The following is a 22,378-nucleotide window of genomic DNA, read 5'->3' on the forward strand; positions in this document are numbered from 1 at the left end:
TGCGATCCGGTGGGTGGCCTGGTGCAGATTCCGTGCATCGAGCGCAACGCGGTGGCGAGCATCAAGGCGATCACCGCGGCCCGGCTGGCGTTGCGGGGCGACGGGGTGCACCACGTGTCGCTGGACAAGGTCATCAAGACCATGCGGGAGACCGGCGCGGACATGAAGGTCAAGTACAAGGAGACCGCGCGGGGCGGGCTCGCCGTCAACGTGATCGAGTGCTGACTCCGTTGGGGTGACCCGGCGCTGTCGGCCGTCGCGCCGGCACGGAAAAGCGCGACCATGGCGTTGTGACGTCAGGCGTCGCGGCGCTCTGGTCCGCCCGCACCTCGCTGCGCATCCTGGTCCGCCGGGATCTCGCGGTGAAGTACCAGCAGTCGGTGCTGGGCTACTTCTGGTCGTTGATCGAGCCGCTCGGCATGGGCCTGATCTACTGGTTCGTCTTCGGCGTGCTCTATTCCGGCGCGACCCGGCGGCACCTCGGCGAGGCGGCCGGGTCGTACCCGCTGTTCCTGATCACCGGGATCTTCGCCTGGATGTGGGCGAGTTCGGCGCTGACCGAGGCGGCGAACGCGCTCACCGGGCAGTCCCGGCTGATCACCACGATGAACCTGCCCCGGCCGATCTTCCCGATCGGGCGGGTCGCCGGACGGTTCGCCGAGTACCTGGCCGGGTTGCCGATCCTGGCCGCCGTCGCGGCGATCTACGCGAGCCAGGGGAAGATCCGCCCCGGCTGGAGCCTGCTCGCGCTGCCGCTGGCGGTGGCGGTGCAGTTCGTGCTGCTGGTGGGCCTGGCGCTGCTGCTGTCGGCGGGCAACGTGCTGATGCGCGACATCGAACGCACGATGCGGCTGGTCATCCGGCTGCTGTTCTACGCGACGCCGATCATCTACCCGCTCGACCTGGTGCGGGAGTCGGGCATGCCGGGCTGGCTCAAGATCGGGTACGAGCTGAACCCGCTGGTCGGGATCTTCCAGCTGCACCACGCGGTCTGGTATCCGGACGAGTTCCCTGATGCCCGGCTGCTCACGATCACGGTGACCGGCAGTGTGCTGGTGCTGGCGCTCGGCTGGTGGGCGTTCCACCGCCTCGAACCGGCAGTGCTGAAGGAACTCTGAATGGCCCCGATCATCGAGGCGGACGGGCTCGGCATCCGGTTCGTCCGCAACCGGCGCCGTCAGCTGCGGCTGCGGGAGCTGATCGTGCACCGGGGTGCCCGCGACCCGGACGCGGGCCGGTTCTGGCCGTTGCGTGACCTGTCGTTCCGGGTCGAGCCGGGCGAGACGGTGGGCGTGGTGGGCCGCAACGGCACCGGCAAGAGCACACTGCTGCGGCTGATCGCCGGCGTGCTCATCCCGGACGAGGGCTCGATCCGCGTGCACGGCCGGGTGGCGCCGCTGCTCGAACTGTCCGCCGGGTTCTCCGGCGACCTGACCGGCCGGGAGAACCTCTACCTGGTGGGCGGGCTGCACGGGCTGTCGTCGGCGTACCTGCGGGAGCACTTCGACGAGATCGTCTCGTTCGCCGGTGAGCAGGTGGAACGCGCCATCGACACGTCGGTGCGGCACTACTCGTCGGGGATGAAGGTGCGGCTGGGTTTCGCGGTGATCGCGCACCTGCCGCACCCGGTGCTGCTTGTGGACGAGGTGACAGCGGTCGGGGACGCGGAGTTCCGTGCGAAGTGCTATGCGACCATCGAGCGACTTCTCGCGGAAGGGCGCACGCTGGTGCTGGTGTCACACAACGACAAGGACCTCACCCGGTTCTGCCGTCGGGGGCTCTACCTCGACGCCGGACGGCTGATCGTCGACGGGACGATTGACGAGGCGCTGGCCGCCTACGCCGACGCGGCGAAGCGGTGACGCTCGCGATCGTGCTCGCCGCCGACCCGGCGGCGGGCCACCTCACCGAACGGCTGGCCGCGCAGTGGCGGCGGGCCGGGGCGGACGACGTGCGCATCGCCGCCGACCTGACCGAGCTGGCCGATCTGGTGGCCGCCGCGTCCGGCCCGGTGCTGGTCAGCGGCGCTGACCTGGTGGCGCACACCGCCGTACTCAAGCATCTCGCGACCAGCCCGGTGGGGCCGACGGTGGCGCTGGTGCTCACCGATCCGCCCGCTCCCGGGCAGGCCACTGTGCGTGAGGAGCGCGGGCAGGTGGTCGAGGTCGGCGCCGCCGAGGCGAGCGGCGTGTTCGGCGGCGCGCTGCGGGTGGGCGCGGCGGACCTGCCGGCGCTCGCCGAGGCCGCCCGCCGCGCCGCAGGCGGTGGGCCGCTGGACGCGGTGGACCGGCTCGTGGCCGACCTCGCCGCCCGCGGCACGCTGATCTTCGCCCATCGGGTACGTCTGCTCGTGGCGCACCGGGTCGGCGACGAGGCGCAGCGGGTGGCGGCCGAGTCGGCGGTGGCCGCCGTCGACGAGGACCGCGCCGAGTTGAAGCTGTCGGTGAAGGAGCGGGACGACTTCTTCACCACGTTCTTCGTCAGCACCTGGTCCCCGTACGTCACGAAGGCGGCGGCCCGGATCGGGATCGGCCCGACCGGGGTCACCATGGTCTCGGTGGCGTTCGCGGTGGCCGCGGCGGTGCTGTTCGGCGCCGGTGGACGGCCCGCGCTGGTGGCCGGCGCGGTCCTGCTCTACCTGGGTTTCGTGCTCGACTGCGTGGACGGGCAGCTCGCCCGCTACACCCGGCACTTCAGCGCCTGGGGCGGCTGGCTGGACACGATGGCCGACCGGTTCAAGGAGTACGTGGTCTACGCCGGTCTCGGCTTCGGCGCCACGCACGCCGGGTTCCGGTACGGCTGGGCGCTGGCGCTCGCCGCGATGACGTTGCAGACAGTGCGGCACATGACCGACACGTGGTACGGCGCGCTGCACGACGAGGCGGCCCGGCGGCCGAAGGTGGTGAGCGCCGACGCGGGCGGCATCGGCGGGAAGCTGAACGCCGCGTCGACGCGGGTGCAGGCGGACACCGGTTCGGTGTCGTACTGGCTGAAGCGCACAGTGGTGTTCCCGATCGGTGAACGGTGGGCGCTCATCGCGATCGCCGCCGCGCTGTTCGGGCCGCTGGTGGCGCTGGTCGCGGTGCTGGTCTGGGGGACGCTGGCGTTCGCGTACACCGGGGGGTTGCGGACCTTGCGGGCGCGGTGGATGCGGGTGCCGGTGCTGACCACTGTGGACGCGGGTCTGCACCGTGACGACGGCCTGCTGGTGCGGACGCTGCCGACCGCGCGACGGCCGCTGCTGCTGGCGGTGCTCGGCGCGCTCGGCGCGGCGGGGACGCTGGTGTGGGCGCTGCTGGCGGTGCACGGCGGCGGGGACCTGCCGGTCTTCGTGCCGGTGCTCGCGCTGGTGCTGCTGCTGGGGGCCGCGCAGGCGTCGCGGGCGCCGCACGACGGGTCGCTGGACTGGCTGGTGCCGGCCGCGTTGCGGGCCGCCGAGTACCTGTTCGCCATCGCGGTCGGGGTGGCGGGCCGGGCCCCGGCCTGGCTGATCTTCGGGTACGTCCTGGTGCTCACGCTGCTGCACTACGACCTGACCGCGCGGCTGGAGAAGCGGCAGTCGGCGCCGCCGCTGCACGCGGCCACGCTGGGCTGGCCGGGGCGTTCGCTGCTGCTGGCAATCGGGCTGATCGCCGGATATGCGAGTATCGCTCTAGCTACAATCGGTGCGTACCTTCTCGTGGTTTTTGTCGCGAGCGTGGTCCTCGCCTGGGTGGTCCTGCCGGCCCGCGCCCGTGGGGGTGTGCGCTCGCCGGGCTGACGGAGGGCGGGCCGGGGTGACCTTGATCAGCTTCGTCGTGCCGGCCTTCAAGGTGCAGGGCTACCTGCGGGAATGTCTCGACTCGATCCTCGGCCAGCCGTTCGGCGACATCGAGGTGATCGGTGTCGACGACGCCTCGCCGGACGACAGCGGCGAGATCCTGGCCGAGTACGCGCTGCGCGACCCCCGGGTCCGCCCGGTACGCCTCGCCGAGAACGTCGGGCTCGGTCCGGCCCGCAACATCGGGCTGGACCGGGCCGTCGGCGAGTACGTGTGGTTCGTCGACGGGGACGACTGGCTGGTGCCCGGCTGCCTGCCGCACGTCGCGGACCGGCTCCGCGACACCGCGCCGGACGTGCTGATCGTCGATCACGTCCGGGCGCACTGGAACAACATCGGCACCCGCAGCGCGATGCGTGACGTGTTCCCCGACCCGCCCGGCGCGACGACGTTCACGCTGCGGGACCGGCCGGAGACGCTGAAGCTGCTGCACACCGCGTGGAACCGGGTGGTGCGCCGGGAGTTCCTGCTCGAACGCGGGCTGCGTTTCGAGCCGGGCTGGTACGAGGACGTCTCGTTCAGCTATCCGGCGCTGATGGCGGCCGGGCGGATCGGCGTACTCGACCGGATCTGCCTGAACTACCGGCAGCGCCGCACCGGCGCGATCACGAAGACCCGGGGGGACCGGCACTTCGAGGTCTTCGCCCAGTGGCACCGCGTGTTCGGGCTGATGGACCGCTGGCACGTGACCGGGCTGCGACCGGCCGTCTTCGAGCGGATGATCTGGCACTACCTCACGGTGCTCGGCAACGGCGCCCGGATCGCGCCCGAGCTGCGGGCACCGTTCTTCGCCCAGATGCACGCCGACTACGTGCGGTTCCTGCCGCCCGAGGGCTACCCGGTCCCGCCCGGCCCGGAAGGGCTCAAGCACCGGCTGGTGGCGGCCGGGCGCTGGCGGACGTTCAGCGCGTTGCGCGAGGCGCACCAGGCGGGGGAGACGGCCCGGCGTACCGCGCGGCGGGCGCGGCGGCGAGTGACGCCGGTGGTGCGGCGTACCGCCCGGCGGGCCCGTGACCTGGCACTGGGCGAGTACTACCGGGCCGAGCTGCACCGGCCGATCGACCCGACGCTCGCCGTGTACGCGGCCTACTGGTACCGGGGCTACTCGTGCAATCCGGCGGCGATCTACGAGGCGGCCCGACGGCTCGCCCCGCAGGTGCGCGGCGTGTGGATCGTCCGCCGCGACCGGGTGGCCACGTTGCCACCAGGTGTCGAGTACGTGGTGGCCGGCAGCCGCGAGTACCACCGCGTGCTGGCCCGCGCCCGCTGGCTCGTCAACAACGTCAACTTCCCGGACTTCGTCCGCAAGCGCCCCGGCTCGGTGCACGTGCAGACCCACCACGGCACGCCCGTGAAGGTGATGGGCCTGGACCAGCAGCGCTACCCGGTGGGCGCGATGGGGATGAACTTCGCCGGCCTGCTGCGCCGCGTCGACCGCTGGGACTACAGCATCACCTCGAACAGCTTCTCCACGCAGATGTGGGAGCGGGCGTACCCGGCGGACTACACCACGCTGGAGGTCGGCTACCCGCGCAACGACCGGCTGGCGCTGGCCACCGCCGAGGACCGCGGCCAGGTCCGCGCCGCGCTGGGCATCGCACCCGACGAGTACGTGGTGCTCTACGCGCCGACGCACCGCGAGCACCTGCCCGGGTGGCGGCCGCCGTTCGACCCGGACCGGATGCTCGACGTGCTCGGGCCCCGGGGCCGGCTGCTGATGCGCAGCCACTACTTCCACGACCGGGAGCGGCACCCCCGGGGACCGGCCGCGGACGGCGTGCTGGACGTGAGCGCGTACGACCGGGTGGAGGACCTCTACCTGGCGGCGGACGTGCTGGTCACCGACTATTCCTCGGCGATGTTCGACTACGCGGTGCTGGACCGGCCGATAGTGGTCTACGCGCCGGACTGGGACGCCTACCGGGTCGCCCGGGGCGTCTACTTCGACCTCCTGGCCGAGCCGCCGGGGCCCGTCGCGCTGGACTTCCCCGGCCTGCTCGACGTGTTCCGTTCCGGCGCGGTCGACGACGAGGCGGCCGAGCGGGCCCGGACGGCGTTCCGGTCGCGGTTCTGCGCGCTCGACGACGGGCACGCCGCCGAGCGCGTGGTGCGCCGCGTGTTCCTCGGCGAAACGCCGTAAAAGTGGTTACCGGCAGGTCACTTAACTGCGGAGCCCGGCGAATACCGGTTAATAGGACTGTCACGAGCTGAACATGGCACGTTTACCCGATGTGCGAATCAGATGATCCTGGTCACAGTCATTCCCGGGTTTGGGGCGAGTAGCTGGGGAGGTGGCGGTGGCGACCGTCGCGCTCAAGGATGTCACCAAGGTGTTCCCGGACGGAACAGTCGCGGTCGACACCATCAATCTGGACGTCAACGACGGCGAGTTCATGGTGCTGCTCGGCCCGTCGGGCTGCGGGAAATCGACAGTGCTGCGCATGGTGGCCGGACTGGAGGATCCGTCCTCCGGCGCCATCATGCTCGGTGGTGAGCTGGCGAACGACCTGCCACCGCGGGACCGGAAGATCGCCATGGTCTTCCAGGACTTCGCGCTCTATCCGCACATGACGGTCGGCGACAACATCGGCTTCCCGCTGCGCCTGAGCGGCGTCGAGCCCGGCCCGCGCGGTGAGCGGATCCAGGACGTGGCGAGCGCGCTCGGCATCGGCGACGTGCTCGGGCGCAAGCCCAGCCAGCTCTCCGGTGGCCAGCGGCAGCGGGTCGCCATGGGGCGGGCGATAGTGCGCCGGCCCGGCCTGTTCCTCATGGACGAGCCACTTTCCAACCTGGACAGCGGGTTGCGCGCCGAGCTGCGGGCGGAGATCTCCGGCCTCACCCGCGAGCTGGGCGTCACCACCATCTACGTCACCCACGACCAGGCCGAGGCGCTCACCATGGCCGACCGCGTCGCCATCATGCGCAAGGGCGTGCTCCAGGACGTGGGCACCCCCACCCAGGTGTACGGCCGTCCCGCGACGCTCTACGTCGCCGCGTTCCTGGGCAGCCCCCGGATGAACCTGCTGGAGGCGTCGGTCTACGTCCACCTCGACCGGTACGTCGCGCTGAACCTCGGCGAGCAGTCGCTCTACCTGCCCTGGGACGACATCCGCAGCCGTGCGGTGGCGCACTACCACGGTGAGCGGATCGTGGTCGGCATGCGCGCCGAGGCGCTCACCCCGGTCGCCCCGGACACCGCCGGTGACGTGCTGCACGGGCGTATCCGCTACCTGGAGCACCACGGTCACGAGTCGCTCGCGTTCCTCGACATCGGCGCCACCGCGATCGTCGTCGACGAGATGGGCACGCCGGTCGAGCAGGCCGCACCGGGCCAGCGCGGCCTGCGCCGGTTCAACCAGGTGATGCAGCGGCTCACCGGCCGCGCGGCGGAGTCGTCCGCCCCGGCCACGGAGGCGGGCGGGGGCGGTGGCAACCGCACGAGCGTGCTGCCCGACCCGGGCCGCCACCACCGTCGTCCGGCGGAACTGGCGGTACGGCTCGCGCCGTACCCGCAGGTGTCGCCCGGGCACCCGCTCGCCGTGCAGGTGCGGATGGACGCGCTGCACTTCTTCGACGAGCGAGGCGACCGCATCGACGTCGGCTGGCGGTGAAAGGAGGGGCACCCTATTAACGCCTCCGGTAGAGGAAGGGCCCCTTATTAACAGTCGCCGCCCGGAGGGACGGGCCGGTGACGGCGGTACGGGCCCCAGCCGACGAAGCGGGCGAACATGTCGGCCGGGGCCGGCGCGTCGTTCGGGTTCAGCCGGTAGAGGTCGCGCGTGGCCTCGTACAGCAGCCCGCACAGGTAGATGGACAACCCGATCCGGTTGTCCTCGTACTCGCTGCGCAGCAGCAGGCGGGCCATCGGGCACGGCCACGGCTGGCCGCAGGCCCGGCAACACCACATCGGACGCAGCGGCGTGTGCGGGGTGGCGTGCAACGGGTACGGCCGGGGGCGATCCGGCCCGGGCCCGTCCGGCGGCTGCCCGAGCTGGTGGCTGATCACCGGCGCTCCTCGTGGTGGCCGTCTCCCGGGCGCCTCTCCGGGGCGGACCGATGGCCGCCGCCGTTCCCGCGCTGCTCCGGTACGGACCAGCGACCGCCGTTCGCCCGCCACTGCTGGGCCGGGGTGAGGTTGCCGACCCGGCCCGGGCCCATCGTCGGCAGTGGACGCGTCGGCTGCCGCATCCACTCCGGCAGGTTGTCGCCCCGTACCCGGTGGGGCAGTGTCGGTGCCGACGCACCCCGGCAGCGGAACCAGCGCAGTCGCACGGCGCAACTCCTCTCGGTAGCGGGAACCGGACGAATTCGGCTCCACTGCGTGACAGTCTCGTCACCGCGCCGCTAGGGTCGGAAGGCGTTCCACCCCCACCTTCCTGGCCGTCCGACCGGCCGATTTCCGTGTGCAGCCGTGTGCAGAGGTGTGCAGATGATCCGTGTGCCGTTGTGGGAACTGTTCGCCGGCGAGCTGCGCCGGTTACGCACCGATGCCGGGCTGACCCAGGAGGCGCTGGGTGAGCGGGTGAGCTATTCGGCGTCGCTGGTGGCGGCCGTCGAGCAGTGCCGCCGGGCGCCGCGCGCCGAGTTCACCGAGCGCTGCGACGAGGTGCTGAACGGCGGCGGCCTGCTGGTGCGGATCCGGGACGCGCTGATGCAGGAGGCGCTGATGCCGTGGTTCCGCGAGTGGGTGAGCATCGAGCAGGAAGCTGCCTCACTGCGTAGCTTCCAACCGCTGGTGGTGCCCGGCCTGTTGCAGACCGAGGAGTACGCCCGCGCGCTGCACGAGGGCGCTAGCCCACTTGTCGGTGATGCTATGGAGCAGCAGGTGGCCGCACGGATGGCGCGGCAGGTGGTGCTGGACCGCCCGGCTCCGCCGCAGTTCGTGGCAGTGCTCGACCATTCGGTGCTCACTCGCGCCGTCGGCGGCCCCAAGGTGATGCGGGAGCAGCTGGCGCATCTGGTCGAGGTGGGTCGGCGGCCTCGCGTGCACCTGCACCTGGTGCCGGAAACGGTCGGTGCCTATCCAGGGCTCAACGGTGCTTTCGTGCTCGCGACCCCCGCTGACGGTGACGACGTGGGCTACCTGGACAACCAGTTGCACGGCACGATTGTGGAGCGGCACGCGGACGTAAAATCACTTCGGCAAACCTGGGAGTCGGTGCGCGCGGAAGCTATGCCGCACGGGGCGACCCTGGCGGCGATCACGGAGGCGGCGAAACGATGGAGTTGACCGGCGCGATCTGGCGCAAGAGCACCCGCAGCAGCGGCAACTCCGGCGACTGCGTCGAGGTGGCGGACAACCTGCCCGGTGTGGTGGGGGTGCGGGACAGCAAGGACCGGCAGGGGCCGGCGCTGACGTTCACGCCGTCGAGCTGGGCGGCGTTCGTCGCGTACACCAAACGGGCGTGAGTGACGTACCGGATCTCGGTCCCCCGCCACGGCGCACCGCCGTCGGCGTGGAGCAGGTGCGTCGCCTGGTAGCCGACCAGTTCCCGTACCTGGCCGACCTCCGGATCGAACCGGTCGCCAAGGGTGGCTGGGACAACTGGACCTTCCACCTCGGCCCCGAGCTGCTGGTGCGCCTGCCCAGCGCTGCCGAGTACGCCCTGGCCGTCGACAAGGAACACCTGTGGCTCCCGGCCCTCGCCGATCGGCTGCCGCTGCCCATCCCCGCGCCGCTGGCGAAGGGCGAGCCGGGTGCGGGCTACCCGTATCCGTGGTCGATCTACCGCTGGCTCGACGGCGAGACCGCGGCCGTGGACCGGATCGCCGACCCGGTGCGGTTCGCCCTCGACCTGGCCGGATTCCTCGCGGCCCTGCAGGACGTTGACGCCGCCGGTGGTCCGCAGCCGGGCGTCCACAACTGGTTCCGGGGCGGCACGCTGCGCACGTACGACAAGAAGGTCGAGCATGCGCTCCTGGCGCTGGACGGCCGCGTCGATGCCGCGCTGGTACGCGAGATCTGGGCGCGGGCGGTCGGCGCCCGCTGGGACGGGGTGGACCGCTGGTTCCACGGCGACATCGCCTCGGGAAACCTGCTGCTCGCGCACGGCCGGCTGGCGGCCGTCATCGACTTCGGGACATGCGGCGTCGGTGACCCGGCCTGCGACCTGGCGATCGCCTGGACGTTGCTGAGCGTCGAGGGCCGGGCGGCATTCCGCGAGCGACTGTCGGTGGACGACGCGACCTGGGCGCGCGGACGTGGCTGGGCGCTCTGGAAGACGCTGTCCACCTACTCCCGCACCGTCGACGACCCCGAGGACGCGGAGGAGTCGGCCGAGGCGCAACGCGTTCTCGGGGAGATATCCGCAGACTAGACGGCCGGTCTCTCACCCGGCGGCGGCCCGCTTCTCCGGCGCGAACGGCCACTCCTCGAACGACAGGCACCTGCCGTCCTCGGCGAACCGCATGATCCAGAGATCGCGCCACTCCTGGTGGACGGGGTCGCCGTACCGGACCTGCACCCGTGCCACAGCGGTGTCGCCGTCGACCGCAACGATCTCCGATGTCATCTCGAAGACCTCGTCGGGTCCGTCGCGCTCGCTGTCCCACATGCGGGTGATGGCGGGCAGGCCGACGACCGGATCCCGGTACGGCCCCTGCCGGTAGCTCGCGTCGGAGGTGAACATCGTGCCGAGCGCCGCCGTTCCCGGTGTGCGCCACGCCTGCTCGTACGCCGCGATCCAGGCGGCCACCCGATTCCTGTCCATGGTCGCCAGCCTGCCATCCGGGTGGGTCCGGGTCTCCCAGATCGGCTGCCGGGGATCGTCGTTGTGCACGACGACGTGGGCGTGCTCGGCCGGGCGGGCCGTGGCGAAGTAGAGCCGCTGGGCGGGCAGGTAACGCTCCCGCCAGCGCCGTTCGACGTCGGCCCGGGACGACACCGGGCTCTCCCGGACCACCGCACGCTCCACGGTACGGTCCGGCGCGGTCGACACGAGCACCCGCAGCTCCCACCGGTCGAGCAGTTCCGGGCGCAGGAGGAAGACGCCGTCGAACACCAGCACGGCGTCGGCGGGAGCGGTGGTGAGCGGCGGGGACAGCACCGCGTCGGTGGCGTGGTCGTAGGCCGTGCGCCGGAAGCGTCGATCGCCGCCCGGGCCGAGCGGATCGAGCAGCACCCGCTTCAGCGTCCCGTGGTCGTGGGTGTCGACGTAGCAGCCCTGCGCCGAGAACTCATCCCGTCGGTAGCGCCGATGCCGGGGGAAGAGGAAGTCGTCGACTGTCGCCCGGATGACGTACCGGCCGCGGGCGCGCAGGACGGCGGCCAACTCGTCGGCGAGCGTGGTCTTTCCGGCGGCGGGCGGCCCGTCGACGGCGACCCGCGTCGGGTGCGCCACTGTGACGGACCCGACCGCGTCGGCCAGGAGAGCGATCAGCTGATCGCGGCGGGGATAATTGGATTGCCCCTGCGCCGGGCCGGGAGTTTGACTGCCGTCCATGCCGTCCCCCTCACCGGTCTTCGTCGCGGGCACGGGCCGTTCGGGCACGTCGCGGATCGCCGACGTCATCGGCCAGCATCCGCTGATCCACCGGATCCCCATGGAGACCAAGTTCCTCGTCGAACCGGGCGGCCTGCGGGATCTGGCCGACGCGCTCACCGACCGGTACGACCCCATCGTCGGTGAGGACGCCCTGCACCGGCTGAGCGACTTCCTCACCGTACGCGCGCCCGGCCGGCGTGACGACCGTGGCAAGACCGTGCCCGAGCTGGTCGGCGAGCGGCGCTATCGGGACGCCGTACACCGGCTCTGGCCGCAGGTGATCGCGCACGCCTTCGAGGAGCCCGCGCCCGCGGAGGGCTTCGGCGACGGCGACCGGCCCGCCGGGCCGTTCGGGCCGGCCAGCCGACGGCGGGTCGTCCCGAGGTACTTCCGTGACCGGAGCGAACTGATCGGCGTCCTGCGGGGCCTGGTCGACACCCTGTTCGGCGGGGCGGCGGCCGACGCGGGCAAGCCGACCTGGTGCGAGAAGACGCCGTTCAACCTCTTCTACCTGGACTTCCTCTGGGAACTGGTGCCCGAGGCGACGATCGTGCACATCAAGCGTCACCCGATCTCGGTGCTCGCCTCCCACCTGGCCCAGCCGTGGGCTCCGTCCACGGTCGACGGTGCGCTGGCCTACCTGCTGCCGGTCTACGACAGGTGGCTGGCCTGGAGGAACGCGGCCGACCTGACGAGCCGGCGATACGTCGAGGTGAAGGCGGAGGACCTGGCGGCCGACTGGCCCGGGCAGCGGCGGGCCCTGTTCGAACGGCTCGGCGTCGAGGACGCCGTCACCGCGTCGACGTTCCAGGCGGACAAGCTCGCGCACCGCGACGACCAGTTCGACGCCGACACCCGCGCGTACGTCGAGCGGGAACTGGGCGAGATCATCCCCGCGATGGGATACGAGTGACGGCCGAGCGACCTCAGCAGGAGCCGGGACAGTAGGGCCCGAAGATCTCGGAGGTGACACGACCGGGCAACCGCAGATCAGGTGTCACGCCCTGTGGCGCAGTTCGCGGAGCACGCCGTGCCGGCGGAGCGCCCACCCCAGGCGCCGTGCGCTCGGGTGCCTGACGAACAGCACCGCCGCCCGGCGGATCAGCCCGAACCGGTTGTCGCCAACCTGATCGTCGACCGCCCGCCAGATCAGCTCGCGTACGCCGGCGCTGTCCAGCATCGCCCGTACCTCGTGGCGTACCCCGGGGTCCTCGGTCGCGGACGTGACGGCGGTGACCAGGCCGGGCCGGTTGGCGAGCGGCTCCACCGCCGCGGCGACGAGCGGCCGGCGTACGGTGTCCCGCTCCAGCAGCAGCAACACCGCCTCCCGGACCTCGGTGCTGTCGAGCCCGGACCGCAGCAGGCCCAGGGCGCTGCGCTCGACCTCGCGGTCGCGGTCCGGAAGGGACAGCGCGGCCAGCAGCACCGTCACCTCGTCGAGGTCGACGAGGTGACGCAGCCCGTCGCGGAACTCCGGCAGCGCCCACGCCACCGTCAGCCCGCGCGCGAGATCGCGGTTCATGGCCACTCGCTACCCGGAGTCGGCAGCCTCCGAAACGCCGTCCGGTCGTTGCCATGTCGCTTAACTGGTGTTCTACTTAACCATAACAATCTGACGGAGGGTCACCAGGGTGATCAACTTTCATGTCGACCGGTCCAGCAGCGTCCCCGCGTACGCCCAGCTGGTGCGGCAGGTCCGTGAGGCGCTGCGGATCGGGACGCTGCGGCCCGGGGACCAGCTCCCCACCGTGCGCAGCGTGGTGACCGCGTGCACCGTCAACCCGACCACTGTGCTCAAGGCCTACCGGGAGCTGGAGCTGTCCGGCCTGGTGGAGGCGAGGCAGGGCGCGGGCACGTTCGTCAGCGGGACGCTCGGGCACGCCGATCCCCACGTCATGGCCCGCCTGCGCGGCAGCCTGGCCCGGTGGCTCGGCCAGGCCCGGGAGGCCGGTCTGGAGGACGAGGACGTCCAGGCGCTGCTCGCCTCCGTGATCGCGGCGAACGCGGCACCCGCGAGGAGAGACAACGCGGAGGGCGCGGCGTGAGCGGCGAGCCGGTCGCCGTCGAGGCGCGTGACCTGAGCCGGCGCTACGGCGCCGTGTGGGCGCTGCGGGAGTGCTCGTTCGCGCTGCCCGCCAACCGGGTCGTCGCGCTGGTCGGCGCGAACGGCGCGGGCAAGTCGACGCTGCTGAGCATCATCGCCGGCACCCTGGCGGCCACCGGCGGCACGGTGTCGGTGCACGGCCGGCAGGTGGTGCGGGGCGGGTCCGCCGACGGTGGCAGCCGGGTGGCGATCCTGGCCCAGGACAAGCCGCTCTACCGCGACTTCACCGTGTCGGACATGCTCCGCTTCGGCCGCTCGACGAACCGGGTGTGGGACCAGCGGCGGGCGCTGTCATGGCTCGACCGCTTCGCCGTCCCGCTGGACCGCCGCTGCGGCAAGCTGTCCGGCGGGCAGCGGGCGCAGGTCGCGCTGGCGGTCGCGCTCGGCTCCCGCCCCGCGGTGCTGCTGCTGGACGAACCCCTCGCGAACCTGGATCCGCTGGCCCGCGTCGAGGTGACAGGCGAGCTGCTGGCGGAGGTCGCCGACGACGACATGACTGTCATGCTGTCGACCCACATCGTCGCCGAGCTGAGCGGCGTCGGTGACCACCTGCTGCTGCTCGACGCCGGCCGGCCCGTCCTCGCCGGCGACGTCGAGGAACTCCTCGACAGCCACGTCCGGCTGACCGGGCCCCGCGCCGACCAGCCACCCGGGCCGGGCACGGTCGTCCAGGCGCAGCACACCGGCCGCCAGTCCACCTTCGTCCTCCGGCGGCCGGCGACACCGGCGGCCCACGCCGTCGTGGCACCCGGCTGGACCGCCCAGCCCATCACCCTGGACGAGCTGATCCTGACCCATCTCAGAGCGTCGGCCGCCGCGCCGCACGAGCGGGAGGCAGCCGCATGAGCCCGGTCGGCCAGCTGTCCGCACCCCCGAACCGCCGGAGCGACCCCGGGTACGCCGGGGGCGTACGCGGTCTGCTCTGGCTGACCTGGCGTCAGCACCGCTGGACGGTGATCGGCACGCTGGTCCTGGCCGCGGTCCTGGTGGGCTGGATGACCTACCTGTCGGTGGAGCTGACGAGCCTGTGGCACCAGTGTCACGAGACGTTCTGCGCGGAGGAGTCGCCGCAGGGCCGGCGGCTCGGTGGCTCATCCGGCCTGGTCCTGACGCTGGCCGTGCTGTCGCAGGTGGTGCAGTGGATGCCGCTGCTGATCGGTGTGTTCGTCGGCGTCCCGGTGCTGACCAGGGAACACGAGCAGCGCACCCTGCTGCTGGCCTGGAGCCAGGACGTCTCCCCGCAGCGGTGGCTCTGGACCCGGCTGGCCCTGCTCGGCCTGTTCGTGGCGGCGGTGACCTCGGCCGTCGCCGGTGTCAGCGACCACCTGGAGCGACTCCAGGCCCGGGTCGCACCGGTGAGCCTGTTCGAGTACGGGCCGTTCCTCAACACCGCGATGCTTCCGGCGGTGATCAGCCTCTGCTGGTTCGCGGTCGGTGTCGCGCTCGGCGCCGCGATCAAGCGCACGCTCCCGGCCGTGTTCGGCGTGATCGTCGGCTTCGTCGGCCTGACCTATCTCGTCCGGTGGCGCTACCCCACGCTGATGGAGCCGCTGACCGCGCACCGCGTCATCGGCGGGCCGGGCGTGGGTGTGCTGCGCGACAACGCCCTGGTCGTCAAGGGCGGCATGATCGACTACGGGATCGACGGGCCGTCCGGCGCGTTCGACGCCTCCGGGCGTGAGCTCACCGGGGTCGAGCTGCAACGCCTCTGCCCGCCCGACAACGGCACCGGCCGGACGCTCGCCTGCTTCGTCGAGCACAACCTTCAGCAGCACCTCCAGTACCAGCCGGGCAGCCGGATCCCCGAGTTCCACCTGATCGTCGCCGGCGGCTATCTGGGCCTGACCGCGCTGGCGCTCCTCGTCGTCTGGTGGATCGTCCGCCGTACCGACCTGAGCGCGGGCTGAACAGGGATCGGCCTTGCCGGTGTTGTTACTGGCGAGTAGCGTTCGGGCATGAGCATCGACTCTCGCCAGGTGGCGGCCGGTCTCCTCGACGCCGTGCCGTTCGCCCGCACGCTCGGAATCGAGTTCGTCGAGGTGGCGCCCGAGGCCGAGGGCGGAGTCCGGGCCGTGGTCCGGCTCCCCGACGACCCGGCGCACCACAACCACGTGGGCGGCCCGCACGCCGGAGCCATGTTCACGCTGGGGGAGACCGCCTCGGGCGCGGTTGTCCTGGCCGCGTTCGGGCAGGCGCTCGACCGGGCCGTACCCCTGGCCGTGACCGCGACCATCCGCTACCGCAAGGTGGCGGTGGGGCCGGTGCTGGCGACCGCGCGGCTCGGCGGCGTACCCGCCGAGGTGCTTGCGGAGCTGGACGCCGGGCGGCGGCCGGAGTTCCCGGTCGAGGTGGAGGTCCACACCGAGGACGGCACGCTCACCTCCTCGCTCACAGTGATCTGGACGCTCCGCCCGAACCGCTGAGCCCCGAACGGGGTTTGCCCGGGGCGAGGGCTGGATAGATTCAAGCGATGCTGGGCCTCCCCGCGCACGTGAACGCTTGTCTCTTCGATCTGGACGGTGTGCTGACGCAGACCGCCAAGGTGCACAACGCCGCCTGGGCGGAGACGTTCGACGCGTACCTGCGACGCCGGTCGGCCGAAACCGGCGAGCCGTTCCACCCGTTCGACAGCGGACCGGACTACAACCGGTACGTGGACGGCAGACCGCGCGCCGACGGGGTGCGCACATTCCTGGCCTCGCGCGGCATCACGCTGCCCGAGGGATCGCCGGACGACCCGCCCGAGGCGGACACCGTCAACGGCCTCGGCAACCGCAAGAACGTCGTCCTGCTCCAGCGGATCGAGCACGACGGCGTCGAGGTGTACGAGGGCTCGGTGCGCTACCTGGAGGCGGCCACCACGGCCGGACTGCGCCGCGCTGTCGTCTCGGCCAGCGCCAACTGCGCCGCCGTGGTGCACGCCGCCGGACTGGACCGCTGGCTGGAGGCACGGGTGGACGGCGTGGTCGCCCGCGCGCACGGGCTACGCGGCAAACCGCACCCGGACACGTTCCTGGAAGGCGCCCGGCTGCTCGGCGTCGGACCGTCGCAGGCCGCCGTCTTCGAGGACGCCCTCGCCGGCGTCGCCGCCGGGCGGGCCGGCGGATTCGGGTACGTGGTGGGCGTCGACCGGGTCGGCCAGGCCGACGAGCTGCTGGCGCACGGCGCCGACGTGGTGGTCACCGACCTCGCCGACCTGCTCGCCCCGGAGCCGGCCGCGTGATCCGGGAACGGGCGTACCCGGTCGAGCCCTGGCACGTCCGGGAGATGCAGCTCGACATGGACGTGCTGGCCCAGTCCGAGTCGGTGTTCGCGCTGTCCAACGGGCACATCGGGCTGCGCGGCAACCTCGACGAGGGCGAGCCGCACGGGCTGCCCGGCACCTACCTGAACTCGTTCTACGAGCTGCGCCCGCTGCCCTACGCGGAAGCCGGCTTCGGATTCCCCGAATCCGGGCAGACCATCGTCAACGTCACGAACGGCAAGCTGATCCGGCTGCTCGTCGACGACGAGCCGCTCGACGTGCGCTACGGCGAACTGCTCGCCCACGAGCGGGTCCTCGACATGCGCGCCGGCACGCTCCAGCGGGAACTGCACTGGCGCTCCCCGGCCGGCCGCGAGGTCAAGGTCCGCACCACCCGGCTCGTGTCGTTCACCCAGCGCTCGGTGGCGGCCATCCACTACGAGGTCGAGCCGGTCGACGGGCCGCTGCGGCTGATCCTCCAGTCCGAGCTGGTCGCCAACGAGTCGCTGCCGCCGCAGAGCCGCGACCCGCGGGTCGCCGCCGTCCTGGAGTCGCCGTTGCAGGCCGAGGAGGAGCTGACCACCGACGACGGCGGCCAGCTCATCCACCGCACCAAGGTCAGCGGCCTGCGGGTCGCCGCCGCGATGGGCCACGACGTGGACGGGCCCGAACGCACCACGATCGAGAGCGAGGGGTACGAGGACTGGGTCCGCACCACCATCGGCTGCGTGCTCAAGCCCGGCCAGACGCTGCGGGTGGTCAAGTACCTCACGTACGGCTGGTCCAGCCGCCGCTCCCTCCCGGCGCTGCGCGACCAGGTCGGCGCGGCGCTCGCAGCGGCCCGGCTCGACGGCTGGGACGGGCTGCGCCGGGCCCAGCGCGAATACCTGGACGCGTTCTGGGACGCCGCCGACGTGCGCGTCGAAGGCGACCCCGAGGTGCAGCAGGCCGTCCGGTTCGGCCTCTTCCACGTCCTCCAGGCCGGCGCCCGCGCGGAACGGCGGCCGATCTCGGCCAAGGGCCTCACCGGCCCGGGGTACGACGGCCACGCGTTCTGGGACACCGAGATGTTCGTGCTGCCGGTGCTCACGTACACGCAGCCCGGCGCGGTGCGGGACGCGTTGCAGTGGCGGTACGACACGCTGGCGCAGGCCCAGGAACGCGCCCGAACGCTGAACCTCGAAGGCGCCGCCTTCCCGTGGCGCACCATCGAAGGGCCGGAGTCGTCGGCGTACTGGCCCGCCGGCACCGCCGCGTTCCACATCGCCGCCGACGTCGCCGACGCGCTGCGCCGCTACGTGCTGGTCACCGGCGACGAGGCGCTGGAACGGGAGATCGGGCTGGAACTGCTGATCGAGACCGCCCGGCTGTGGCGTTCGCTCGGCCACCACGACCGCGCCGGACGGTTCCACATCGACGGCGTGACCGGCCCGGACGAGTACACGGCGGTGAAGAACGACAACGTCTACACCAACCTGATGGCGCAGCGGAACCTGCGTACCGCCGCGGACTGCGCGATGCGCTACCGGGACCAGGCGCTCGACCTCGGCGTCACCGAGGAGGAGGCCGCCGCCTGGCGGGACGCCGCGAACGACATGCACGTCCCGTACGACGCGGAGACCGAGGTGCACGAGCAGGTGGAGGGATTCACCCGCTTCCAGGAGTGGGACTTCGAGCACACGCCGCCGGAGAAATACCCGCTGCTGCTGCACTACCCGTACTTCGACCTCTACCGCAAGCAGGTCGTCAAGCAGGCTGACCTGGTGCTCGCCATGCACTGGCGGGGCGACGCGTTCAGCGCCGCAGAGAAACTGCGCAACTTCGTCTACTACGAGCGGCGCACCGTACGCGACTCGTCGCTGAGCGCCTGCACCCAGGCGGTGCTGGCGGCCGAGGTCGGCTACCTCGAACTGGCCCACCGTTACCTGCGCGAGGCCGCGCTGATGGACCTGCACGACCTCAACGAGAACACCCGCGACGGCGTGCACATGGCATCACTCGCAGGTGCCTGGATCGCGCTCGTCGCCGGGTTCGGCGGGCTGCGGGACCACGACGGGATGCTCTCCTTCGCGCCCCGGCTCTCCAGCCGCCTCAGCCGCCTGGAGTTCTCGCTCCAGTGGCACGGGATGCGGCTGCGGGTCGACGTCCGGCCGCACCAGACGACGTACTCGCTGCGCAACGGCGGCCCGGACACCGTAGTGGAGCTGCGGCACCACGGCGAGCCGCTGCAGGTCACCTCCGCGCAGCCGGTCACCGTGGCGGTGCCGCCGACACACCCGAGGGGGCCGCAACCGGAGCAGCCGCAGGGCCGCGCGCCGCTGATGCACCTGCCCGAACGCATGGAGTGAGCGGCCCCGCCACGAAGGGCGGGACCGCTCGGTACGCGTACCTCAGAACTGGCGGCCGTTGGACGGACGCCCGCCGGCGTCGCGCGGCGCCGTGGCCCGCGGATCGTCGGACGTGCGCGCCGTCGAGGCGCGGTCGGCCCAGTCCGGCGAGTCCTTCAGCTCCTGCTTACGGCGTTCCTGGTCGGTGAGTTCCTGTTCCCGGGACCTGTCCTGTTTCGCCATGACGATCCTCGCGATCGGTCGGGGTCCGTGGTCACCCGGCGCGTTCCCGCCCGGCGGCGGCTCAACCGTCCAGGCGAGGGCTCAGCCGTCCAGGCGAGGGCTCAGCCGTCCACGTGCTGGGCGAAGCTGCGCCGCAGGTGGTCCTTGGGGCGGGAGCCGACGATCGAGCCGACCACCTCACCGCCCCGGAACACCAGCATGGTCGGCGCGGACATGATCCGGTGGGCGCGTGCGGTGGCCGGGTTCTCGTCGGTGTTGAGAGTGACGAAGCGCAGCGCGTCGCCGAACTCCTCGGCCAGCTCGGCCAGGTGCTTCGACACCACCCGGCACGGCGGGCACCACTCGGCCCAGAAGTCCACCACCACCGGCCGGTCGGCGGCCAGCACTGTGGCCGCGAAGGTGTCGTCGGTGACCGGGTTCAGCCGGCCGGTCCCCGTGTCCTGAGGCATGTTTCCTCCCGTTGGGCGATCGCGTGGGCGAGCTGGTCGTGCAGCCGGCGGCGGACGTCACCCAGCCGGTCGAGGTAGTCGTCCACCTCGGCGAGCTTGCGCCGCAGCACCGCCACCGAATCGGGGCAGACGTCACCGGAGTCGTTTCCGGCGCGCAGGCAGGCGACGAACGGGCGGATGTCGTCCAGGCCGAAGCCGATCGCCAGCAGGGAGCGGATCTCACGGACGACACGTAGTTCCGCCTCGTCGTAGACCCGGTACCCGTTGGCGGACCGGTTCGGCCGGACCAGCCCGTGGGCCTCGTAGTAGCGCAGGGTGCGGGTGCTCGTACCGGCCCGCTGCGCCAGCTCCCCGATCCGCATCCGCCGCCCCCGTCCCTCACTGCCAGGTTGACGCTAAACCTTGCCGCCGACGTCAACGCAACCCGCACGCGTGCGCTTTCCCCCCCGCTGTCCCCCGGGCTTCCCCGCTGTCCCCGTCGATCATGAAGTTGGCGGCGTTTTCGATCTCGGAATCTGCCGCCAACTTCATGATCAACCCTGTCCGGGGCGGGGTGCGGGGTTGGGGTGCTGCCCTTGTGGATCTTGGTACGGAATGGCCCCTCCAGGGGCCGTTCCGTACCAAGATCTGCCCCGGGGCCTTCCCCGGTGGGATTGATCATGAAGTTGGCGGGGTGGGGGAGCGCTTTCTGGGCCGTCAACTTCATGATCGTCGGGGTGGGGGGTATGCGTGGGGGGAGGGGGAGAGAGAGCGGGAGGGGCGGTGAGGGGAATGCGTGAGGTTTCGGTGCCTGTGGTGGACGGCGGACTCGTCGGGGACGTGGTGGTGCCGGCGGGAGCCGGTGGGGTGGTGCTGTTCGCGCACGGGAGCGGCAGCTCGCGGCACAGCCCGCGCAACATGGCCGTCGGGCGTGCACTCAACGAGCGCGGGCTCGGCACGATGCTCGTCGACCTGCTGGCCGCCGACGAGGAGGCCCGGGACGAGATCACCGCCGAGCTGCGCTTCGACATCGGCATGCTGGCCGAGCGCCTCGCCGGGATCGTCGACTGGATGGGCTCCGACCCGGAACTGGGGAGGCTCCCGATCGGGCTGTTCGGCGCCAGCACCGGCGCCGCCGCCGCGCTGGTCGCCGCCGCGGCCCGGCCGGACCGGGTGGGCGCTGTGGTCTCCCGCGGCGGCCGGCCCGATCTGGCCGGCAGCTCACTGACTGCGGTACGCGCACCGACGCTGCTGCTCGTCGGCGGCCTGGACGAGCAGGTGATCGTGCTCAACGAGCAGGCCCGGGACGCGCTGGGCGAGGTGGCCGAGCTGCGGATCGTGCCCGGTGCCACGCACCTGTTCGAGGAGCCCGGCACGCTGGAGCAGGTGGCCGACCAGGCAGGTACGTGGTTCACCACGCACCTGCGCCAGCCGCACCCCGCCTGACCGGCGGCGGAATCAGCCCGCTGCCTCGGCGGCGCGGCCCGGGTCGGCGGTCGGTGCGGGAACGCCGGTGCCGTTCCGCTCGGCGGCGCGGTGCCGCTGCACGGTGTCCAGCACCCGCCACAGCACCGCCGCGATCGGCACCGACACGAACGCCCCGGCGACCCCGGCCACGAGCGTGCCGGCGGTGACCACCACCAGGATGACCGCCGGGTGCAGCTGCACCTGCCGCCGCATGACCAGTGGTTCCAGCAGGTTGCCCTCGATCTGCTGCACGGCGATCACCGCGGCCAGCGTCAGCAGCGCGGTGGTGGGGCCGTTCGCGGCGAGCGCGACGAGTACCGCCACCGCACCGGCCACCGTGGCGCCGATGATCGGTACGAACCCGCCGAGGAACGTGATCAGGGCGAGCGGCAGGGCCAGCGGGACACGCAACACGACCAGGGCCAGCCCGATGCCGATGGCGTCGATGGCCGCGATGATCATCGTGCCCCGGCTGTACGCGCCGAGCGTCCGCCAGCCGGCCCGTCCCGCCTCGGCGGTCAGCTCCCGGCGCGGGCCGGTCAGCCGGCGCAGCACCCAGCGCCACATCGAGCGGCCGTCCTTGAGCAGGAAGAACAGCAGCACCAGGGCGAGCAGCACCGCGCCCGCGACCTCGGCGACCTTGCGTGCCCCGGCGACCGGGTCGGGCGCACCGCTGCTCAGGCCCTGCCGGATCTGCTCCACGAGCCGGTCGAGCTGCTGGTCGGTGACCGGCAGGCTGGACGTGACGAAGTCCCGGGTGCGCTGCAACCCCTCGTCGAGCTGCTGGCTCAGCTCGCCGAACTGGCTCGCCGTGAGGTTCCAGACCAGGACGCCGGCACCGCCCAGGATGCCGAGCAGCAGCAGGATGCTCAGCAGCGCGGCGACCCCGGCCGGCACCCGCAGCCGGCGCAGGCGTACCAGGACCGGGTCGAGCAGCGCGGCGAGGAAGAGCGTGCCGGCCAGCGCCACCGCAAGCGGCGCGAGCAGCACGGCGATCTGCCCCAGCAGCCACAGCCCGGCCGTCACCACCAGCAGGCAGGCGCTCCAGGTGACCGCCGTCCGTACCGGCCAGGGCAGTCCGGCCCAGGTCTGCCGCGGTCCGGCGGTCGGTGCCCGCCCGGGTATACCAGCGTCGTCGTCCACGTCGCCCTCCTCGATCGAGGCCGTTGGTACCCGACGCGAGCCGATCCGACACCAGGGCCGCAACCGCCCACCCGGCGTTTGTACCCCCGGCCTTAGGGAAGGCATTCAACGTATCGAA

General features: G+C 72.1%; 25 protein-coding genes and 1 pseudogene. 17 read left to right on the forward strand and 9 right to left on the reverse strand.

What is annotated here, in order from left to right:
• The 6 genes from FB454_RS30580 to FB454_RS30605 all read left to right on the forward strand — a co-directional run.
• Window positions 1-225: L-serine ammonia-lyase, iron-sulfur-dependent, subunit alpha (locus tag FB454_RS30580; RefSeq protein ID WP_186461695.1), on the forward strand; the 225-nt coding region annotated here is incomplete at its 5' end.
• Between the two features lie 65 nt (window positions 226-290).
• Window positions 291-1,118 carry an ABC transporter permease gene (locus FB454_RS30585; protein ID WP_013473754.1) on the forward strand — a complete coding sequence of 276 codons (828 nt, stop codon included), beginning with the start codon at window positions 291-293 and terminating at the stop codon, window positions 1,116-1,118.
• Window positions 1,119-1,862, forward strand: coding sequence for an ABC transporter ATP-binding protein (locus FB454_RS30590; RefSeq protein WP_013283732.1), 744 nt, complete (start codon window positions 1,119-1,121; stop codon window positions 1,860-1,862). It begins immediately after the preceding gene.
• Entirely contained in the window at window positions 1,859-3,760 is a 1,902-nt protein-coding gene (locus tag FB454_RS30595) for a DUF5941 domain-containing protein (RefSeq protein WP_091330323.1), read from the forward strand. Before FB454_RS30590 ends, FB454_RS30595 begins: the two co-directional genes overlap by 4 nt.
• A 16-nt stretch (window positions 3,761-3,776) precedes the next feature.
• The gene (locus FB454_RS30600; protein WP_013283734.1) at window positions 3,777-5,960 is read left to right on the forward strand and encodes a bifunctional glycosyltransferase/CDP-glycerol:glycerophosphate glycerophosphotransferase; all 2,184 of its coding nucleotides are present in this window, start codon (window positions 3,777-3,779) and stop codon (window positions 5,958-5,960) included.
• A gap of 157 nt (window positions 5,961-6,117) precedes the next feature.
• Entirely contained in the window at window positions 6,118-7,431 is a 1,314-nt protein-coding gene (locus tag FB454_RS30605; RefSeq protein WP_145755364.1) for an ABC transporter ATP-binding protein, read from the forward strand.
• Between the two features lie 47 nt (window positions 7,432-7,478).
• Here the strand turns inward: FB454_RS30605 and FB454_RS30610 are convergent, their stop codons facing one another.
• Together FB454_RS30610 and FB454_RS30615 are read right to left on the reverse strand one after the other, a co-directional pair.
• Window positions 7,479-7,826, reverse strand: a complete 348-nt coding sequence (locus FB454_RS30610; protein ID WP_145824004.1) for a hypothetical protein — start codon at window positions 7,824-7,826, stop codon at window positions 7,479-7,481.
• Window positions 7,823-8,092: a hypothetical protein gene (locus FB454_RS30615; RefSeq protein WP_013283737.1), complete on the reverse strand. Its 270-nt coding sequence runs from the start codon at window positions 8,090-8,092 to the stop codon at window positions 7,823-7,825. Before FB454_RS30615 ends, FB454_RS30610 begins: the two co-directional genes overlap by 4 nt.
• 157 nt (window positions 8,093-8,249) lie before the next feature.
• On the opposite strand from FB454_RS30615, the gene FB454_RS30620 reads away from it, so the two are divergent.
• Genes FB454_RS30620 through FB454_RS30630 form a run of 3 tightly spaced genes read left to right on the forward strand, consistent with a single transcriptional unit; the run spans window position 8,250 to window position 10,137 of the window.
• The gene (locus FB454_RS30620; protein WP_091332031.1) at window positions 8,250-9,050 is read left to right on the forward strand and encodes a helix-turn-helix domain-containing protein; all 801 of its coding nucleotides are present in this window, start codon (window positions 8,250-8,252) and stop codon (window positions 9,048-9,050) included.
• Window positions 9,041-9,229, forward strand: coding sequence for a DUF397 domain-containing protein (locus tag FB454_RS30625; protein WP_145824005.1), 189 nt, complete (start codon window positions 9,041-9,043; stop codon window positions 9,227-9,229). The genes FB454_RS30620 and FB454_RS30625 overlap by 10 nt, the downstream gene beginning before the upstream one ends.
• Window positions 9,226-10,137 carry an aminoglycoside phosphotransferase family protein gene (locus tag FB454_RS30630; RefSeq protein ID WP_145824006.1) on the forward strand — a complete coding sequence of 304 codons (912 nt, stop codon included), beginning with the start codon at window positions 9,226-9,228 and terminating at the stop codon, window positions 10,135-10,137. Before FB454_RS30625 ends, FB454_RS30630 begins: the two co-directional genes overlap by 4 nt.
• A gap of 12 nt (window positions 10,138-10,149) precedes the next feature.
• Here FB454_RS30630 and FB454_RS35560 read toward each other — a convergent pair whose 3' ends face one another.
• Together FB454_RS35560 and FB454_RS35565 are read right to left on the reverse strand one after the other, a co-directional pair.
• On the reverse strand, window positions 10,150-10,530 hold the full coding sequence (locus FB454_RS35560) for a YybH family protein (RefSeq protein WP_357237007.1): 381 nt from the start codon (window positions 10,528-10,530) through the stop codon (window positions 10,150-10,152).
• Window positions 10,531-10,557: 27 nt separating this feature from the next.
• Window positions 10,558-11,262 (reverse strand): annotated as a pseudogene (locus FB454_RS35565) (nucleoside/nucleotide kinase family protein); the annotation flags it as partial.
• Here FB454_RS35565 and FB454_RS30640 point away from each other — a divergent pair.
• Entirely contained in the window at window positions 11,261-12,217 is a 957-nt protein-coding gene (locus tag FB454_RS30640; protein WP_083791300.1) for a sulfotransferase family protein, read from the forward strand. The pseudogene FB454_RS35565 and the gene FB454_RS30640 overlap by 2 nt on opposite strands.
• A gap of 84 nt (window positions 12,218-12,301) precedes the next feature.
• Here FB454_RS30640 and FB454_RS30645 read toward each other — a convergent pair whose 3' ends face one another.
• Window positions 12,302-12,826: a hypothetical protein gene (locus FB454_RS30645; protein WP_013283743.1), complete on the reverse strand. Its 525-nt coding sequence runs from the start codon at window positions 12,824-12,826 to the stop codon at window positions 12,302-12,304.
• 109 nt (window positions 12,827-12,935) lie between these two features.
• Here FB454_RS30645 and FB454_RS30650 point away from each other — a divergent pair, with 109 nt between their 5' ends.
• Genes FB454_RS30650 through FB454_RS30675 form a run of 6 tightly spaced genes read left to right on the forward strand, consistent with a single transcriptional unit; the run spans window position 12,936 to window position 19,000 of the window.
• Window positions 12,936-13,349 (forward strand): GntR family transcriptional regulator, encoded by a 414-nt coding sequence (locus tag FB454_RS30650; RefSeq protein ID WP_013283744.1) that lies wholly within the window; start codon window positions 12,936-12,938, stop codon window positions 13,347-13,349.
• Window positions 13,346-14,254, forward strand: coding sequence for an ABC transporter ATP-binding protein (locus FB454_RS30655; protein ID WP_013283745.1), 909 nt, complete (start codon window positions 13,346-13,348; stop codon window positions 14,252-14,254). Before FB454_RS30650 ends, FB454_RS30655 begins: the two co-directional genes overlap by 4 nt.
• Window positions 14,251-15,315, forward strand: a complete 1,065-nt coding sequence (locus tag FB454_RS30660) for an ABC transporter permease (RefSeq protein ID WP_013283746.1) — start codon at window positions 14,251-14,253, stop codon at window positions 15,313-15,315. The genes FB454_RS30655 and FB454_RS30660 overlap by 4 nt, the downstream gene beginning before the upstream one ends.
• 48 nt (window positions 15,316-15,363) lie before the next feature.
• Complete coding sequence (locus tag FB454_RS30665) at window positions 15,364-15,831, forward strand: DUF4442 domain-containing protein (RefSeq protein ID WP_013283747.1); 468 nt, start codon at window positions 15,364-15,366, stop codon at window positions 15,829-15,831.
• Between the two features lie 47 nt (window positions 15,832-15,878).
• Window positions 15,879-16,631 carry a beta-phosphoglucomutase family hydrolase gene (locus tag FB454_RS30670; protein WP_013283748.1) on the forward strand — a complete coding sequence of 251 codons (753 nt, stop codon included), beginning with the start codon at window positions 15,879-15,881 and terminating at the stop codon, window positions 16,629-16,631.
• Complete coding sequence (locus FB454_RS30675) at window positions 16,628-19,000, forward strand: glycoside hydrolase family 65 protein (RefSeq protein ID WP_013473772.1); 2,373 nt, start codon at window positions 16,628-16,630, stop codon at window positions 18,998-19,000. The genes FB454_RS30670 and FB454_RS30675 overlap by 4 nt, the downstream gene beginning before the upstream one ends.
• A 42-nt stretch (window positions 19,001-19,042) precedes the next feature.
• On the opposite strand, the gene FB454_RS30680 is transcribed toward FB454_RS30675, so the two are convergent.
• From FB454_RS30680 to FB454_RS30690, 3 genes are all read right to left on the reverse strand, one after another.
• Entirely contained in the window at window positions 19,043-19,222 is a 180-nt protein-coding gene (locus FB454_RS30680) for a hypothetical protein (protein ID WP_071097001.1), read from the reverse strand.
• A 101-nt stretch (window positions 19,223-19,323) separates the two neighbouring features.
• A complete protein-coding gene (trxA, locus tag FB454_RS30685; protein ID WP_013283751.1) occupies window positions 19,324-19,671 on the reverse strand; it encodes a thioredoxin in 348 nt (115 codons plus the stop codon).
• The gene (locus tag FB454_RS30690; RefSeq protein WP_013283752.1) at window positions 19,641-20,033 is read right to left on the reverse strand and encodes a MerR family transcriptional regulator; all 393 of its coding nucleotides are present in this window, start codon (window positions 20,031-20,033) and stop codon (window positions 19,641-19,643) included. The genes trxA and FB454_RS30690 overlap by 31 nt, the downstream gene beginning before the upstream one ends.
• A 409-nt stretch (window positions 20,034-20,442) precedes the next feature.
• On the opposite strand from FB454_RS30690, the gene FB454_RS30695 reads away from it, so the two are divergent.
• Window positions 20,443-21,096, forward strand: a complete 654-nt coding sequence (locus FB454_RS30695; RefSeq protein ID WP_030272895.1) for a dienelactone hydrolase family protein — start codon at window positions 20,443-20,445, stop codon at window positions 21,094-21,096.
• 12 nt (window positions 21,097-21,108) lie between these two features.
• On the opposite strand, the gene FB454_RS30700 is transcribed toward FB454_RS30695, so the two are convergent.
• Window positions 21,109-22,260: an AI-2E family transporter gene (locus tag FB454_RS30700; RefSeq protein ID WP_071096997.1), complete on the reverse strand. Its 1,152-nt coding sequence runs from the start codon at window positions 22,258-22,260 to the stop codon at window positions 21,109-21,111.
• Between the last annotated feature and the right edge of the window lie 118 nt (window positions 22,261-22,378).

This window comes from Micromonospora sp. CNZ297, from assembly GCF_007827625.1.